Consider the following 17,040-nt stretch of genomic DNA (forward strand, 5'->3'; position numbering starts at 1 on the left):
ATACTGCTACTTGGACGCAGTCCGTTGTTATTAGACGTTATTCCGGAACCAGCAAACCTGCCTACTTCCTACACTGCCTGGCGCTTGCCACCACCATGCTGTGGCAGCGCACATCGGCAGGAATCAGAAACCCAGACTGGATAGAAGGTCGTCGACTTCATCCTGACCGGAAACCACGTCTTCTCTTTTATCGGCATGAATCTGTGGACCTTCACCCCTGGATGACGGTTTTTTTGCCTCACTGACGGTTTCAACATGATTTATGCCGGTAATCCGATCCACTTGGCCTGCCATGCGAACCAGATTGAGCAGGCTTTCCTCGACATCGTGAACCAGAGTGATGACGCGCTTGATCACCTGGCCGGTGAGATCCTGATAATCCTGTGCCATGAGAATATCGTTGAGGTGGCCGGAAACGTCATTACTGGTGTTCTCAGCTTTCTCAAGAAAGTCGCCCATACGCTTGTACAGCTCGCGGAACTCGTCTGCCGCCATCTCACGACGCTGCAGACGTTGCCAGTCGGCGCGCAGCGCTGCGGCTTCACCGCCGAGTTCAGAAATCTTTGGTGCGCTGCTCTCTACCAGATCCATAGTGCGGTTGGCAGCCTTGTCGGTCAGCTGCACCACATAGTCAAGGCGATCAGAGGCATCGGAGATCTTTGAGGTCTCGCTGTCGTCTTCAAGCGCGTGAGAGGTATCGAGCTGAAAATTGACGATGGCGTTGTGCAACGCACGGGTCAGCTGCCCGACCTCGTGATAAAGACCGCGATCTCGGGCTTGATTGATTGCGTGGATCACCAGCAGAGCTTCGGCGAAATCACCTTGCTCCAGGTGGTCGACCAGTTGGCGCGCATTGTCTTTGAGGGAATGTTCAAATTCCTGAGCAGTCGCCTGGCCGGGATCCTTACTTAACGCCATAACCTGTACCCCGGTTGGTTGTTATTTTGCTTGTACTCGCTCAAAAATCTTTTCGATCTTTTCTTTCAAGGCTTGAGCGGTGAAAGGCTTGACCACGTAGCCATTGACGCCGGCCTGTGCAGCCTCGATGATCTGGTCGCGCTTGGCCTCAGCCGTCACCATCAACACCGGCAGGTGCTTGAGGCGGTCATCTGCGCGCACCGCGCGCAACAGGTCGATGCCACTCATGCCGGGCATGTTCCAGTCGGTCACCAGAAAGTCGAAATTACCGCTCTGCAGCATCGGCAACGCGGTATTGCCATCATCGGCTTCAGCCGTGTTGGTAAAACCCAGGTCGCGCAACAGGTTCTTTATAATGCGCCTCATCGTCGAAAAATCATCAACGATGAGAATTTTCATATTCTTGTCCAAGTCGACCTCCGTACAAACCAGGGAAAGTGCAGGCCTGCACCCCGAAAACCCATTGCAATGGCCAAACTAGCCGTATAAAGACATTCTGAACAACCTTCTGCGAGGCAAACTGCTGTTCACAACACCCTCGCTACTGCCATCAAAACAGGATCAGGCACAGTGCTACCATCAGCGCGATCCGAGCATTGTCCGGATGTTGGCGACAAAATCAATCATTTCGCCAACTTGATAAGCGAGCTCGCAGACGCGCCGCACATTGGCTGTGCAACTGACTGACCCGCGACTCACTGACACCGAGCACAGCGCCGATTTCCTTGAGGTTAAGTTCCTCATCGTAATAAAGCGACAGCAACAGCTTCTCACGTTCGGGCAGACCCTCGATCGCCTCAACCAGCGCCGCCCGGAAACGCTCATCCTCAAGCCCGGAAAAAGGCTCAAAGTCACCCTGCACGTCGGCCGGTGCACCGCTCTCCAGCAAATCATCAAAACTGAACAACTTGCTGCCGGCGGTATCATTGAGGATCGAGTAATAATCCTCAAGGCTCATATCCAATTCGGCCGCAACTTCGTGATCTTTAGCGTCGCGCCCCAAACGGGCCTCTACCGAGCGCATCGCCTCGCTGACCATCCGCGTATTACGGTGCACCGAGCGTGGCGCCCAGTCGCCCTTGCGCACCTCATCCAGCATGGCACCACGAATACGAATACCGGCGTAGGTCTCAAAGCTCGCCCCCTTGCCGAAATCGAATTTACGTGACGCTTCGAGCAGGCCAATCATACCCGCCTGCATCAGATCCTCTACCTGCACACTGGCCGGCAGGCGACCCAGCAGGTGGTAGGCAATACGTTTTACCAGCGGAGCATATTGCTCAACGAGTCGATCCTGATTGTCTGCAGAAACTTGCGCTCGTGTATACATGCTCAATCCGCCAGCCGATGCAATCATAGGCCTGACCCGGTGGGTCGTACCAGACGCTCGACAAAGAACTCAAGGTGCCCGCGTGGATTGGCTGGCAAGGGCCAGGCATCCACTTTTTGTGCAATCGCTCGAATAGCCATGGCCGCCTTGCTGCGCGGAAAGGCTTCGTAGACTGCACGTTGCTTCTGTACGGACTTGCGCACCGCTTCGTCGAAAGGTACGGCCCCGACGTATTGCAGCGCTACGTCGAGAAACCGGTCAGTTACTTTGGAGAGTTTAGCAAAGACCAGCCGACCTTCCTGCGGCGTGCCCACCATATTGGCCAGCACACGGAATCGGGTCATGCCGTGGTCGCGATTAAGCAACTTGATCAGTGCGTAAGCATCAGTAATCGAAGTGGGCTCATCACAGACGACGATCAGTGCTTCCTGTGCTGCACGGACGAAACTGACCACCGAGTCGCCAATACCTGCAGCCGTATCGACAATAAGTACGTCGATATTGTCGCCTAGCTCGCTGAAGGCCTGAATCAAGCCGGCGTGCTGTTGATGGTTCAAACTCACCATGCTGGCGGCGCCCGATGCAGCGGGCACCACACGCACGCCGCCGGGGCCGTTGAGCATCACATCGCGCAGATCACATTTGCCTTCGAGCACATCCGCCAGCGTCGCCTTGGGTTTGAGCCCCAGCAACACATCGACATTGGCGAGCCCCAAGTCGGCATCGAGCAGCACGACGCGGCGGCCCATGTCTGCCAGCGCCAAACTGAGGTTGACCGACACGTTGGTTTTGCCGATACCACCCTTGCCGCCGGTGACTGCGATAACCTGAACCGGATGATTGCTACCCATCTACGTTGATTACCTTGAATTATTGATTTTGCTTAGCTTGCCCGCTGGCCATGCATCATGCCGGCAAACACATCCGCCATCGCCTGATCGGCTGGCGCTTCATTTCCGGCCATGCTGACCGCACGACTGACCAGCTGGTGACCCACGGCCCGGTTTATATCGTCCGGAATTCGCTGGCCATCTGCCAGATAGGCTACCGGCAAACCCTGCTCCATAGCCAGCCCTAATGACTCGCCCAGAGTGGCTGCTTCGTCGACCTTGGTCAGAATACAGCCACTCAAACCGCAGGTCTTGTAGTTGTGGTATGCCGCCTTCATCACCCGATACTGACTGGTCGCTGCCAGTACCAGCAGGTTGCGAACCTGGCGACCCTGCTGCGCAAGTGCGCTCAACTGGCCACGCAGATAGGGGTCGTTTGCCTGGAGCCCGGCAGTATCCACCAGGACCAGACGTTTGCCAGCGAAATCGGCGAGCACATCCTCAAGACTGTTCTGCTCGTCTACCACGCGAACCGGCACATCCAGGATCCGGCCAAGCGTACGCAGCTGCTCGTGTGCGCCAATCCGATAGGTATCCATGGTTACCAACGCCACGTGCTGGCTGCCGTGCTTGAGCACATAGCGCGCTGCCAGCTTACCCAGAGTAGTGGTTTTGCCTGCCCCGGTCGGCCCGACCAAAGCGATGATGCCGCCCTGCTCCAATACTTCTTCGCGCAGCGTGGGAATACGGTGCGACAGGTGTGCCAGCAACAGGCGCCAGGCCTGACGTATATCGGGCACGTCAGCTACCTGGCGCAGCAAGTCCTGGCAGATTTCCGCCGGCAGGCCGATCTGAGTGAGGCGACGCCACAGCCCAGCCTGTTTGGGCTGACGCTGGTTAAGTTGCCCCCAGGCCATGCCACCCAGCTGCGATTCCAGCATTTCACGCAAACCAGCCAGTTCAGCGCGCATCGCGCTCAAACCCGAATTCTCGGCAGGCTCTGCCGCAGCGGGCGCTGCACTGGCCGCAGGCGCAGCCTTGTGCGGTGTCGGCGCGTCGCTAGGCTCCTGTACCAGGCGATCAAGCAGATCACGCGCGACGGGCGAGCCCTGCTCGGCCGCTGCACGCATGCTGTCACCAAATAATTGACGGTTGACGGTCGGCTGGTTGCGCGAGGCCATCTGCCCTACTTCCAGCTCGGCCCGCGCCGCAACGATGCGCTCCTGTGTCTTCTTCAGTTCCTGATCCAGGCCGGGGGTCGGCGGCGTGATGCGCGGCGCGACATAGTCCAGAGCAGCGGTCAGCTCAACGCCGCCAGCCACACGGCGGTTGGCGATGATGGAAGCATCAGCACCCAACTCGTCACGCACCAGCTTCATCGCCTGGCGCATATCGGCGGCAAAGAAACGTTTTACTTTCATGGCTGACCTCATCTGTTACCGGTGCCCCGCGCAGGGCGCCAGGCGGCTGTTAATCTCTATTCGCACTAGGCGTTCAGTTCTGACCGACGGTGGCAACAATGGTCACCTGTTTGCTGTCCGGTATTTCCTGATAGGACAACACATGGGCTCCGGGGGCAGCGTAGCGGACAAACTTGGCCATCATCATGCGTATCGGCCCAGCTACCAGCAGTATCGCCGGCTTGCCCTGCACTTCCTGCCGCTGCACCGCTTCAGAGAGCGATCGTTGCAGTTTTTCCGCCATCCCCGGCTCCAGCAGCATGCCATCATCGGCACCCTGCCCGGCCTTCTGAAGACTCTGTAGCAACATCTGTTCCAACCTTGGCTCCAGCGTGATCACAGGTAGCTCGGAGTCAAGCCCCACAATGCTTTGCACGATGGAGCGCGACAGCGCCACCCGCACGGCGCCGATCACAGCGCCAGTATCTTGACTCTTGCCCGAGCTGTTGGCGATGGCCTCGGCAATGGTACGAATATCCCGCACCGGCACCTGCTCCTGCAGCAGCCCTTGCAACACCTTGAGCAGGTTCGACAGTGAAATGAGCCCTGGCACCAGCTCCTCGGCCAGCTTGGGTGAGGCCTTGGCCAGCACCTGCAGCAATTGCTGTACTTCCTCGTGACCGATCAGCTCATGCGCATGCTTGTGCAGGATCTGGTTGATGTGGGTAGCAACCACGGTACTGGCATCCACTACCGTGTAGCCCAGTGATTGCGCCTGGTCCTTCTGCGACGGCTCGATCCACACCGCATCCAGACCAAAGGCCGGGTCCTTGCCCGCCAGGCCCTTGATTTCGCCAAATACCTGCCCGGGATTGATCGCCAGCTCGCGATCTGGATAAACCTCTGCCTCGGCCACGCCTACGCCCATCAGCGTCAGACGGTAAGCGTTGGGCGCCAGATCCAGGTTGTCGCGGATATGTACCGAGGGCATCAGAAAACCCAGGTCCTGCGACAACTTCTTGCGCACGCCCTTGATCCGCGCCAGCAACTGGCCTCCCTGATTGCGGTCAACCAGCGGGATGAGACGGTAACCGACCTCCAGCCCCACCATGTCTACCGGCGTAACGTCGTCCCAGCCCAGCTCCCGGGTTTCCGGGCTTTGCAGCGCCGGCGGCTGCGCCTGCTTGCGCTCAACCTCAGCTTCTTCCTCAGCCTTGACCTGCTGCCGCTTGGCGATCACATAGGCGCCCCCCGCCGCCAGCAGCCCCAGGCCGATAAAAGCGAAGTGCGGCATACCAGGGATCAGCCCCATGATAATCAGAATGCCCGCGGCAATCGCCAGCGCCTTGGGCGAGGCGAACATCTGACGCTGCACCTGCGCGCCCATATCCTCAGAAGTGGAGACCCGCGTCACCATAATGGCGGCAGCAGTAGACAGCAGCAGCGACGGAATTTGCGCCACCAGACCGTCACCGATGGTCAGCAACACATAGATCTTGCCGGCTTCGGCAAAGGGTAGGCCATGCTGCGCCATGCCGATGGCCAGACCACCGATCACGTTAATGAACAGGATCAGCAAACCTGCTACCGCGTCACCGCGAACGAACTTGCTGGCACCGTCCATAGAGCCGTAAAAGTCTGCCTCCTGGGCTACTTCCGAGCGCCGAAGCTTGGCTTGCTCCTGGTCGATCAGGCCGGAGTTAAGGTCGGCATCAATCGCCATCTGCTTGCCGGGCATGGCATCCAGCGTGAAACGGGCGCTCACTTCGGAGATACGCCCTGCACCCTTGGTCACCACGACGAAGTTGATGATCATCAAGATGGCAAACACCACCAGACCCACCACGTAATTCCCGCCAATCACCACCTCACCGAAGGCTTGAATCACCTTACCCGCGGCATCGCCCCCCTCGTGACCGTAGAGCAACACTACCCGCGTGGAGGCCACGTTCAAGGCTAGGCGCAGCAAGGTCGCGACCAGCAGAATGGTCGGAAAAACAGCGAAATCCAGCGGCCGCAGGGCGTAAGCACAAACCAGCAGTACCACCAGCGCCAGGGCAATGTTGAAGGTAAAAAGGACGTCCAGCAGGAAGGGCGGCACCGGCAACATCATCATGCCGAGCATGACCAGAAGCAGAATCGGCACGCCCAGACTGCCGTGCCGCAGTCCGGCGAGATTGGTCCGCATATTACCCATCAGTTGTGCGCGATCGACAGCCATTGCCCGGTAGGTTCCTGATCAATAATTTGACGCAAATTGCGTTCTTGCAAAGGCCTACGCAAGAAGCGTTCCAGCTCGCCGCGAACTGTTGCGCAATAGTGATGTCGTAGTGCTATACAACAACAAAGGTCAACGCCGGTGCTATGCTTTGCGAACGCCGTCACTCTGTTACACTGACGCCCCTATGACGGCAATGGATGGCCCGGTTCAGTCTTGCGCCGGCAGCTGCTCCGCATCGCCCTGCCCAAGACCCGTAGACCATCTCGGGATACCGCTATGAGCAGTAAGAAATGCGTTGACAGCCACTGCGTGCAGGCAACCCACACACGCAGGTTCTACGCAGGTTCAGGAGCACGATCCAGCGACCCCCGGCCATCACAGAGAGATTTCATGCGCGTACTTCTTGTTTTGCTGCTCGGCATGACAGCGGCCCTGAGCGGCTGCGAGAGCCTGTCCAAACCCGACGGGCTGCTGGCACGCTCAGGCGAAGTGTTGGAAAACCAGCGCCAACGCCTGGCCGAGCTGGCCGGCAGCCTGACCGGCGACCCGCAAGAGCAGCAGCGTCATGCCGAAGTGGAAGCGCTGTTTGACCAGCAATACATAGACCCACTCACCCGCTACCTGAACGCCCATAGCGGCGACGCCGCCTATGCCCCCTACCTTTCGTTGGTACGTGACGAGCGCCAGCAACGTTGCAGCGCCATTGCCGACCGCTACGCGGTCCAGGCACCTAGCCCGGCGGCCCTGCAACGCTTGAAGGGCGGCTACAACTTCTCCTGCCCCGACGTGGTAAGCGCCTTTGCGCAGCGACTAGACTCGCTGCCGGCGGACGCAACCGCGCTGCCCGACGCAGAACAGCGCAGGGCAACCGCCAAACCTGCGGCCAGCAGCCAACCCGCCAGCGACGATGCCAAAAATTGCTATCTGCTGTTTAGCATCAAGAACCTGCAGCAAGCCGCCACGCCCTGTCTCGCCGCCGCGACCCAAGGCGACGCCAAGGCCGAGCACCACATGGCCGTCATCGAACAAACCGCCAATAATCAAAACGAGGCGCTGCGCTGGGCTCGGCGATCGGCGGAGGCTGGCGACGCGGCAGGACAGTTGTTGCTGGCGAAGATGTTGAGCGCAGCCGGGGAGCAAGAGCAGGCCTTCGGATGGTTGCAGAAAAGCGCCGGCCAGAACCAGCGCGAGGCCAACTACTTGCTGGCCCAGGCCTATCAACAGGGCAAGGGCACTCGCACCAACTTTCCGCAATCGCAAATTCATTTGCAGCGCGCCGCCAGCGCCGGCCATGTGCCGGCCATGCTGCAACTGGCCAGCCAGCAGAAAGGCTCAGCCGGGGCCCGCCACTGGCTGAAGGAGGCGGCGCGCAAAAACTCCGCCGAGGCACAGTATCAACTGGGAATGGATTACCTGAAGGGCAGCAGCGGTGATATTGACCTGCAGGAAGCTTACGTGTGGCTCAGCCTGTCACTGGTCAACGGTGACAACCGCGGGAAAGGCACCGTGGAGAAACTGGCTGGCCAATTGAGCGCGCAAGAGTTGACGCAGGCCCAGAGCCGCATTCATTCTGGCTTGAACGGAATCTAGCCAAGGAATGCCCATGCTCCCGGTCAAGCCAGCGATCATGTTTTTGCTCAGTCTGCTGGTATGCATTTTCATGTTCGGCAGCTGGCTGATGTCCAGTCTGAATCTGGACTATGCGCAGAGCGCTATGGCCGAGCTGCGGCAACGGCAGATTACCGACACCTTTTACGCCAACCTTGACCGTATCAACGCCCACCATCGCCAGATGGAGCACAACACCCAGGGGCTGGCGCGCATGGGCAGCCTGTTTAACAGCCTGCAGGACAGCCCCGGCGTCACTGAACAACGCCTGCGCCAAAGCCTGCAACAGGCGCTCCGCGACTTTCCTGATAGCTACGGTGGCAGCGTCTGGTTCGCTGAAGGTCAGGGTGAGCGGGGGCTCTACGCCTATCGGCAGGAAAACCGCATTCTAGTGGAGCCCATCCCGGCGGCAGAGCAGCAGCTGATCAGGCAATGGTATGAGCGCCTCATCAGCCTGAATAGTCAGACTGACACCCTCCCCGACCCGGCCAACAACTGGATGCCGGCCTATTACAAAGCCAGTATCGACAGCGCCGTCATCAGCCACGTCGTGCTCATTTTCAACACCCAGCAGCAACCTGTTGGCGTGGCCGTTACCGACTGGCGCGCTGAAGACATCGTGCGCACTGTTAGCCGCGTCGAGGTCACCCCAGGCACCTTCTCCTTTCTGCTCGACACAGAGAACCGCAACCTCTCCAGCCTGGCGGAAGCCAAGAACGTGACCCGGGCTCAGGCCCTGATCAACGGCATCATCGACTTGAACCTGTATGAACAACTGAAGCCGCAGGCGGCACCGCAGATAATCAGCACCCGCCAGCTAGCCTCTCCCATGCAGCAACTGGAGCTGCCCCTCAACCAACGCGACTACGCACTGTTCTTCTCGCGTACCCAGGCCGGCATGCTGTTTGGTATCGGTGTCCCACGCGCAGAGATTGACGCGGTGTTGGAGCCCATGCGCGCCAGCAACTTTCGTATCGTCAGCGTGACCGCCCTGGTGCTGCTGCTTATCTCAGCGCTGATTTTGTATCTAGTGGCAGGCATCTTGCGGCAGTTGCATAACCTGTATACCGATAGTTTGACCGATCTGCCCAACCGCGAACGCTTACTGGTCGATCTGAAAAAGCGCCGCACCGACGCGCTGATTCTTCTGAACATCGACTCCTTTAAGGAAATCAACGACTTTTACGGGCATGAGTGTGGCGACCATGTGATTGCAGAGCTAGCCGACGCGCTCGACGAGTACCTGTTCAACGAAGAGCAATGGCAGGGCAGCCAGCTCTACCGTATGCCCGCCGACGAACTGGCGATCTGGCTGCCGGGCGATCACGACGAGGCATCGCTTCGCCCTCAGCTTAATGATCTGCTCAACTTCATCAGCGGCCTGCACATTACCTGGCACGATCAGGAAGTCCCGGTGAACGCCAGCCTGGGCGCGGCCAGCAGCGCCCAGCGCGGCAGCAGCGAGGTGACCGGGGAAGCATTGCTGCCCGGCGCTAACATTGCTTTGGAGCTGGCAAGGTTGCACAAGGACAACTACGTCATCTACGACGAGCGCCACAAGGTACGCGAGAGCTACGAGCAGAACCTGATCTGGGCAAGCCGGCTGAAAGGCGCTCTGGAAACCGGTCGCATTGTGCCTTTCTTTCAACCCATCATGGATATCAAGACCAACCGTATCGAGAAATACGAGTGCCTGGTGCGCCTGCTGGATGAACAGGGCGAACCCATCAGTCCCGTGCAATTCCTTGATCTGGCGAAAAAGGTTCGACTGTACCGCTCCATCACCCGCTGTATGGTGGAAAGCAGCATGCGCCAGTTTGCCGACCTGCCCCACACATTTTCGCTCAACCTGTCTTGCGAGGACCTGCTTGATAAGGAACTGTCGGATCACATTATCGACACGGTCGCGCACAACCAGATTGGTTCAAGGGTGATATTCGAGATCCTTGAATCCGAAGGCATCGAAAACTACGCCGCGGTGCGCCAGTTCATCGACCGCGCCAAGGCGCTGGGCTGCCGTATCGCGATTGACGATTTTGGCACCGGTTACTCCAACTTCGAGCACCTGTTGCGCCTGGACGTGGACCTGATCAAGATTGATGGCAGCCTGATCCAGCAGCTCGACACCAACCCCACCGCGATGACCATCTGCAAGGGGATCGTACAATTCGCCGAGGAGCTGCACATGCAGACCGTTGCCGAGTTTGTGCATAGCCCGGCGATTCTGGCCAAAGTACGCGAGCTGGGGGTGACCTTTGCGCAGGGCGCGGCCATCGGCATGCCCTCGGCCAGCCTGATTACCCGCATTACCATGACCGGCGAGTGACGCCGGTTGATCGGCCACTAGCGATAGATGATGTCGCTGCGCATCGGCGCCAGCCGCTGCAACAGACGATTCTGTGCCGGTACCGGCACACCCTCTGCCGTCATGGCGGCGATCAGGTCTTCCACCAGCGCATTGAAATCCGACTCGGTGATCGCAAAGCCGGCATGCACCTCGGCCATGCTGTCCCCGGTGTATTCACAGGGGCCACCTGCTTCAACGCAGAGCTGCTCCTGGAGCTTTTCCTGCAAGCGCAGGATATCGGTATCAGCAAAGTGATGGACAATGCGTTCATCGTCGGCGATTCGATAGAGCAAGCCTTCAACAACGCGGTCAATGCCGGCCTGCCCGCCCAGGGCCTGGTAAAGGCTGTCGTCGGGTAACGGGTGAGGTGCCGTGGCAGTGCAGGCGGTGAGAACAACAACGCCGCAACCGCTCAGGGCTCGGGACAATAACTTGAACATGCGCGCCTCAGTAGCTCAGTTGCAGCGATAGGTACAAGCCCTGCTGGGCTTCCAGCGTCGCTATTTCACCCAAATCAGCCCAGCCCGCCATCAGAGCCAGTTGCTTGCTGGGGAAATAGCCAACGAATACATCCTGCCAATCACTCTCGCCGGCAAAGGACAGATTGTCCGGCTTCTCGCGGTATTCCACGCCCACTACCCATTGAGGAGTGAGCAACACCGCCGCAGTGCCTTCCTTCAGCAGGCTGCGGCTGTCGCGCCGGTCGCCACCAAATCCCAGCAAGCCGGTTTCGTTGGCCCGGGAGTAACGCAACGTACCGTTGAGCAACAGGTTGTAGCCGCCCACCGCCCCCACGTACAGGCGCGACGCAGCCAGATAATAATCGGTATCCGAGTCGCGTGCGGCCCCCACCTGGGAAGGAACCAGAAAATTGCGCTGCCGCTTGTATTGCGCACCCAGCGCCACCTGCGGCATACGGTCATAGACGAGATCGCCAAACAGCCGCAGTTTGAGGCCGTAGATATCCTGATTGAGGGTTTTCTCGGTGAGACTGGCCGCCTTGGCCAGGGCGGCTATATCCAGACTCTGCCGGGCCACCGAAACCTCGAGGCGATTGCCCAAAGAGAGCGCAGCACCGTAGCTGTAGAGTTGATAGTCACCGGTGTCGACGCGGGTAGCGAACGCCGTGCCCCCCCACTCATCCCGCGCAGCATAGCCCGACATAACCGCCCAAGGCACGATACCACCGCCGGCAGCCCCCTCTATACTGCTTGCACCGCCGGTGGCCAGCAGGCGCCCACCGGGGGCTGCGGCAACACCACTGGAACAGACCGCCAGCAAGGCGGCCACAACTGTTCTATTCACGCAGGTTCCATTACTCCAAATGAGCCACGGGTATCCTCGAGCCAACGCTCCAGATCAACGGGCGACAGTGGCCGGCTGATGAAGTACCCCTGCGCTACATCACAACGGCGTTCTTTCAGCCAGTTCAGGCTGTGGATGTTTTCAATGCCTTCAGCGATCACTTTCAGGCCCATATTGTGCGCTAGCTCGATGGTCGATTTGACGATCACGGCATCATCGCCGCCTTCGGCCAGCTGCAGCACAAAGGATTTGTCGATCTTCAGGTCCTGCACCGGCAGGCTCTTTAGCGTGGCCAGCGACGAGTAGCCGGTGCCGTAGTCATCCACGGCTAGCTGTATGCCCAGGTCGCGCAGCGCCCTGAGACTACTGAGATTGCGTTCCGGATCCTTCATTACCGCGCTTTCGGTTACCTCCAGCGCGAGGTAATCGGTGCTGATTTCCTGGGCTTGCAGCACTCGCTCTATGCGCAGCGGAAAATGCGGGTCATCCAGATCACGTGCCGAGATATTCATTGCCACCTGCAGATGAATGCCCCGATCAATCCAGTTGCGCAGCTGCGAGGCGACCGCCGCCATCATCCACTGGGTCAGCATGCCAATACTGCCGGTCTGCTCGGCCAGGATAATAAACTCGTCGGGGCTGATAGGCCCAAGCTCGCTGTGGTTCCAGCGCATCAGGGCTTCAACCTGACGTACCTCCCCGCTGGCCAGATCCAGCTTGGGTTGATAGACCGCACTCAGCTCCTTGAACTGCGCGGCATAGCGCAGATCCCGCGCCAGGCGAATACGCCGTTGGTAAGCCTGATCGCGCTGCGCCTGGTACACCGCAATGCGCTCCGGTCCGGGCGCCGCATCAGCCAGCGCTATACTGGCCTGGCGCAGCAGGTCGTGGGCATCACTACCGTGCAATGGCCAGCTGACGACACCGGCCAACCACTGCGAGCGCAGTTTGATGTCATCGATCTGCAGCTTCTCGCCGAGCTTGCTCAGCAAGTTATCGACTACGACCACGGCCTCATCCAGATCACGCTGCTCCAACAGCAGCAAGAACCCGACGCCAGGCTGCCAGGCAAGCAAGGAATCCGCCGGCAGATGCCCCTGCAGGTGCGCTACCGACTGGCGTATCAGGGTATCCATAAAGTCCTGACCGCGCGCCTTGGCTATCAATTCCGCGGCGACCAGATTGCACTGTGCCAACACGCCCTGGTGCCCGCTGATCAACGCACCCCTGAGCCGCTCACGCACTACGCTGACATTCGGCAATCCCGTCAGCGGATCATGCATGGCATTGTGCGCAATCAACTCCTCCCGTTCGGCAATACCGCTACGCATGGTATCTATGCTGTCGGCAAGCAGCCCCAGCTCATCATCGCGCGCCAGGGCGACCTTGCCGGTGTAGTCGCCGCGGCCGATGCGCGTGGCCGCCTCGGCAAGCAGGGTGACCGGCCGCGCTAGACTGCCGGACAGGCGGACCGCCAGCAGGGAGGACGCCAGCAAGGCGATCAGGGTGATGACCAGCAGCTCTCGCTTGAGATCATCAAAGCTCGCCAGCGCTTCACTCAAGGGGCTCGCCAACTGGGCGCTCACGCTGTAGGGCGCTTGATCCAGCAGGGTAATCACCGTGGTCAGGTAGCCCTCGCCTTCCAATTTGCGGGTACCCTCCTGCAGGTTCATATCCTGCTGCGCGTAAGGCGAGGTGGAATAGGTACTCATGATCTCTTCGTCAAGGCTGCTGACAAAGCGGATTTCCAGGCCGGTGAGTTTCTGCAGCTCCCGCGCCAAGGCGGCGTCAAGACTGAAGACCATCGCCACCTGACCCACTGGCACTGGCGCACGTACCACGGCTTCCACCAACAGGTACGGCTGATGATCTATTACCGCGATAAAGGCCTGCTCGGAGAAGGGCTGCAGCGCTTCGACCACTACCCTGCCGACGTTAGCCGCAGCAGAAGAGGTTTGCAGCTCTCCCTGCACATCAAAGAACATTGCCTGGTCAGCCCCAATGCGCCGCACCTGATTCTGCAGGGCTGAGCGAATGGTAGGCAGATCGCCGGTGGCTACTGCCTGCCGAAAACCGAAATCGGCGACAAGTATCTGAGTCGCATTGGTCAGCTCACGTGCTCGCGCCTCTAACAGGTTGCTGAACACCTTGCTACCCACTTCCAGCTGATGCTGCGCCTGGCGCTTGGCAGAAAAGTTGGTGCTGGTATAAACCGCCAGAAAGACCGCAATCAGAACCAGCGCCAACAAGCCGACCGACGTGACGATAAGGCGGGTGCGCAGGTAGCGAACGCGCATTGGATCAGTACCCCGACTTGAAACGTTGTTGCAGCGGCGACAGCATTGGCACCGGCTTGGCCTGCGCCGCCGTCACCGGCAGGCTCAGCTTCTGGTCTTGCCCCAAGTCCAGCTCACCGAGCGACTCCGGCCCTTTCTGCAACCGCGAGGAATGCCACCAGGAGACCGGCCACTTGCCCGCGGGCAGGTCCGGTAGTGAAACCCGACCCTGCACGTCACTGACGGCAAAACGGGGACTATCGGTAATCAGAATGTACCCCAGCATAGCGTCATGAATATTGCAGCCCAGCACCACCACACCCGAGCGATCAAAGACCACCGGCGGCGCCTCCGAGCCCTTGAACAGGCGCAGCTCAAAGGGCTTGGCCTCGGAAAACGAGTAAACGTGATGCCGCACATCGTCACTGTTCGGGAAATCAACCTCGGCGCCCACTGGCGCCGCCAGCACATGCGGTACAAACTGCCGATCAATCTGATCCATCACATAACCATCGGCAGTCAATGGCGGCACGCCATCCACCAACAGCACTGCATTGGCCAACGGCGCACCAGTCGCATCAGTGAGGGTAATCTGCGCCGCCAGCGATCGTCCGGCTAGCAACAGCTGTGTGGCCGCGAGCAGAGCGGTCATCAGGGTACAGGCCAAAAAACGGCGATAGGGGGAATACAACATAAGGGCATTCACTCTCCGGATGTGAGGGTATTACTAAGGAACTGTCCCGCTCCGACGCCCAGACACCACAGGGAAACAGACTGCCGATTGATCATGCAGTCCTGTTTAGCGGTGTCGCCTGACATCATTCAACGTTAGCATAGCGTGATTGCAAATTGATGTGCAGGAGTGAAGATGACTACCTCGGCCATAAAGCTGTCCATACTGGATCTGTGTTCCGTCAGCGAAGATGCCACGCCGGCCGATGCGCTGCACAATGCCCTGGCCCTGGCACAGGTTGCCGAAGCCGAGGGTTACAACCGCTTCTGGGTCGCCGAGCACCACAACATGACCGGCATCGCCAGCGCCGCCACCTCGGTCGTCATGGGCTATCTGGCTGGCGGCACCCGCAGCATCCGCATAGGCTCCGGCGGCATCATGCTGCCCAACCACGCGCCGCTGCAGATCGCCGAGCAGTTCGGCACGCTGGAATCACTCTACCCTGGGCGCATAGACCTCGGCCTTGGCCGCGCGCCCGGCACCGACCAGTCAACCGCGCAAGCCCTGCGCCGCGGCCGCATAGACGGTGAAGACTTCCCGCTGATGCTCGATGAGCTGCGCAAACTCTTTGCCACCCCGGAACCCGGCCAACGCCTGCGCGCCGTGCCCGGCGCCGGCCTCAACGTGCCCATCTGGCTGCTCGGCTCCAGTACCTTCAGCGCTCAACTGGCCGGACGCCTCGGCCTGCCCTTTGCCTTCGCCGGTCAATTCTCACCCGACTACCTGTTCAGCGCCCTGCGCCTGTACCGCGAACACTTCACGCCCTCGGAGCAACTGAGCGAGCCCTACGCCATGCTGGGCATCAACGCCTACCTGGCCGACGACCGCGAACAGGCGCACTACCTGGCGACCTCACACCAGCAGGCCTTCCTCAACCTGATACGCGGCCGCCCTGGAAAACTACCCGCCCCGGTACGCTCGATGGAAAATCTCTGGCAGGCGCATGAGCGGCATCAGGTGATGTCGACCCTCTCCGGCAGCCTGATCGGCGACCCACAGGCCGCTGGCGAACAGCTGGAGCAGCTGTTGGAGCGCACGGGCGTCAACGAATTGATCGTCAACAGCCCGATCGTCGATCAAAGCGCCAGGCAGCACAGCTACCGCCTGCTCATGCAGCTCAATCGGCAGCGCTGACGCTGCGGCGCAGCCCAGCGCAAAACAAATAGGCGCGCCCTCTTCCCCACCGTCAGCGACTCTGGTACAAAGAGCGCCTGTGCGGGTGTAGCTCAATGGTAGAGCAGAAGCTTCCCAAGCTTACGACGAGGGTTCGATTCCCTTCACCCGCTCCAGTTTTAGCCTCATCCAGCGCTGCCTGCTGATAGCACGTGATCTCAAATAACCCGTCCACCCTTTATTTTCCCGCCCTGCGCACTAAACTCCCAGAACAGCCGCACATAAAATATGTGCCCTAAAAACAATGCGAGCAAGAAGTACTCTCAACACGCTTTTCAACACGACCTATACAAACATAACCTATTGTAAGTATTAGCGTTTTATTTGAATCGAGGGTGGCATTGCGCGCCATACTGAGGCACAATTTGCCACTTGCAACCCAGCCGCAGGAGTCGCGTTACATGAAAGGCCATCCAGACGTTGTTAATTGCCTGATCGAACTGCTGCGCGGTGAGCTCGGCGCGCGCGATCAGTATTTCCTGCACTCCCGTCTGTATGAGGATTTCGGCTACAGCAAGCTGTATGAGCGCATCAATCACGAGATGGAAGAAGAAACCCAGCACGCCGACGCCATCCTCAAGCGCATTCTTTTCCTCGAAGGCAAACCGGACATGCGTCCGCACGCGATCACACCCGGCTTTACCGTTCAAGAGATGCTGGAGTCCGATCTGAAGCTGGAGTACGAAGTGCGCGATAATCTTGCCAAGGCCATCGCGCTATGCGAAAAGGTGGGCGATTACCCCAGCCGCGAGATGCTCGAAGTACAGCTCAAGGATACCGAAGAAGATCACGCCTACTGGCTTGAGCAGCAACTTCGTCTGATCAAGATGGTCGGTGAGAAGAACTACCTGCAGTCGCAAATCTAACCCAGGTAACTGCGCTGACATAGGCCCCGACAA

General features: G+C 59.4%; 14 protein-coding genes and 1 tRNA gene. 5 read left to right on the forward strand and 10 right to left on the reverse strand.

Annotated features, from left to right (window positions below):
* Nucleotides 1-123 precede the first annotated feature (123 nt).
* The 6 genes from V7747_RS13495 to flhA all read right to left on the reverse strand — a co-directional run bounded on the left by V7747_RS13495 (nucleotide 124) and on the right by flhA (nucleotide 6,699).
* Nucleotides 124-918, reverse strand: coding sequence for a protein phosphatase CheZ (locus tag V7747_RS13495; RefSeq protein WP_335616544.1), 795 nt, complete (start codon nucleotides 916-918; stop codon nucleotides 124-126).
* Between the two features lie 21 nt (nucleotides 919-939).
* Entirely contained in the window at nucleotides 940-1,317 is a 378-nt protein-coding gene (locus V7747_RS13500) for a chemotaxis response regulator CheY (RefSeq protein WP_172830643.1), read from the reverse strand.
* A 220-nt stretch (nucleotides 1,318-1,537) separates the two neighbouring features.
* On the reverse strand, nucleotides 1,538-2,272 hold the full coding sequence (locus tag V7747_RS13505) for an RNA polymerase sigma factor FliA (protein ID WP_335616725.1): 735 nt from the start codon (nucleotides 2,270-2,272) through the stop codon (nucleotides 1,538-1,540).
* A complete protein-coding gene (gene fleN / locus V7747_RS13510) occupies nucleotides 2,272-3,099 on the reverse strand; it encodes a flagellar synthesis regulator FleN (protein WP_335616545.1) in 828 nt (275 codons plus the stop codon). Before fleN ends, V7747_RS13505 begins: the two co-directional genes overlap by 1 nt.
* A gap of 32 nt (nucleotides 3,100-3,131) precedes the next feature.
* Complete coding sequence (gene flhF / locus V7747_RS13515; protein WP_335616546.1) at nucleotides 3,132-4,499, reverse strand: flagellar biosynthesis protein FlhF; 1,368 nt, start codon at nucleotides 4,497-4,499, stop codon at nucleotides 3,132-3,134.
* A 73-nt stretch (nucleotides 4,500-4,572) separates the two neighbouring features.
* The gene (flhA, locus tag V7747_RS13520; RefSeq protein ID WP_335616547.1) at nucleotides 4,573-6,699 is read right to left on the reverse strand and encodes a flagellar biosynthesis protein FlhA; all 2,127 of its coding nucleotides are present in this window, start codon (nucleotides 6,697-6,699) and stop codon (nucleotides 4,573-4,575) included.
* Nucleotides 6,700-7,089: 390 nt separating this feature from the next.
* Between flhA and V7747_RS13525 the strand changes: the two genes are divergently transcribed.
* Both V7747_RS13525 and V7747_RS13530 read left to right on the forward strand, forming a co-directional pair.
* Nucleotides 7,090-8,289 (forward strand): tetratricopeptide repeat protein, encoded by a 1,200-nt coding sequence (locus V7747_RS13525; RefSeq protein WP_335616548.1) that lies wholly within the window; start codon nucleotides 7,090-7,092, stop codon nucleotides 8,287-8,289.
* 13 nt (nucleotides 8,290-8,302) lie between these two features.
* Entirely contained in the window at nucleotides 8,303-10,633 is a 2,331-nt protein-coding gene (locus V7747_RS13530) for an EAL domain-containing protein (protein WP_335616549.1), read from the forward strand.
* 17 nt (nucleotides 10,634-10,650) lie between these two features.
* Here V7747_RS13530 and V7747_RS13535 read toward each other — a convergent pair whose 3' ends face one another.
* From V7747_RS13535 to V7747_RS13550, 4 genes are read right to left on the reverse strand one after another with little or no spacing between them, the layout of a single operon-like run.
* Nucleotides 10,651-11,094 (reverse strand): group I truncated hemoglobin, encoded by a 444-nt coding sequence (locus V7747_RS13535; RefSeq protein ID WP_335616550.1) that lies wholly within the window; start codon nucleotides 11,092-11,094, stop codon nucleotides 10,651-10,653.
* A gap of 7 nt (nucleotides 11,095-11,101) precedes the next feature.
* Nucleotides 11,102-11,959, reverse strand: a complete 858-nt coding sequence (locus V7747_RS13540; RefSeq protein WP_442909258.1) for a DUF3034 family protein — start codon at nucleotides 11,957-11,959, stop codon at nucleotides 11,102-11,104.
* Nucleotides 11,956-14,256, reverse strand: coding sequence for a putative bifunctional diguanylate cyclase/phosphodiesterase (locus tag V7747_RS13545; protein ID WP_335616551.1), 2,301 nt, complete (start codon nucleotides 14,254-14,256; stop codon nucleotides 11,956-11,958). The genes V7747_RS13540 and V7747_RS13545 overlap by 4 nt, the downstream gene beginning before the upstream one ends.
* 4 nt (nucleotides 14,257-14,260) lie before the next feature.
* Entirely contained in the window at nucleotides 14,261-14,929 is a 669-nt protein-coding gene (locus V7747_RS13550; protein ID WP_335616552.1) for a methylamine utilization protein, read from the reverse strand.
* 174 nt (nucleotides 14,930-15,103) lie between these two features.
* Here V7747_RS13550 and V7747_RS13555 point away from each other — a divergent pair, with 174 nt between their 5' ends.
* The 3 genes from V7747_RS13555 to bfr all read left to right on the forward strand — a co-directional run bounded on the left by V7747_RS13555 (nucleotide 15,104) and on the right by bfr (nucleotide 17,007).
* Nucleotides 15,104-16,102: an LLM class flavin-dependent oxidoreductase gene (locus V7747_RS13555; protein ID WP_335616553.1), complete on the forward strand. Its 999-nt coding sequence runs from the start codon at nucleotides 15,104-15,106 to the stop codon at nucleotides 16,100-16,102.
* Nucleotides 16,103-16,183: 81 nt separating this feature from the next.
* A tRNA-Gly gene (locus tag V7747_RS13560) sits at nucleotides 16,184-16,257 on the forward strand.
* A 285-nt stretch (nucleotides 16,258-16,542) separates the two neighbouring features.
* Nucleotides 16,543-17,007: a bacterioferritin gene (gene bfr, locus V7747_RS13565; RefSeq protein ID WP_335616554.1), complete on the forward strand. Its 465-nt coding sequence runs from the start codon at nucleotides 16,543-16,545 to the stop codon at nucleotides 17,005-17,007.
* Nucleotides 17,008-17,040 lie beyond the last annotated feature (33 nt).

This window comes from Halopseudomonas sp., assembly GCF_036960865.1.
Lineage (GTDB): Bacteria > Pseudomonadota > Gammaproteobacteria > Pseudomonadales > Pseudomonadaceae > Halopseudomonas.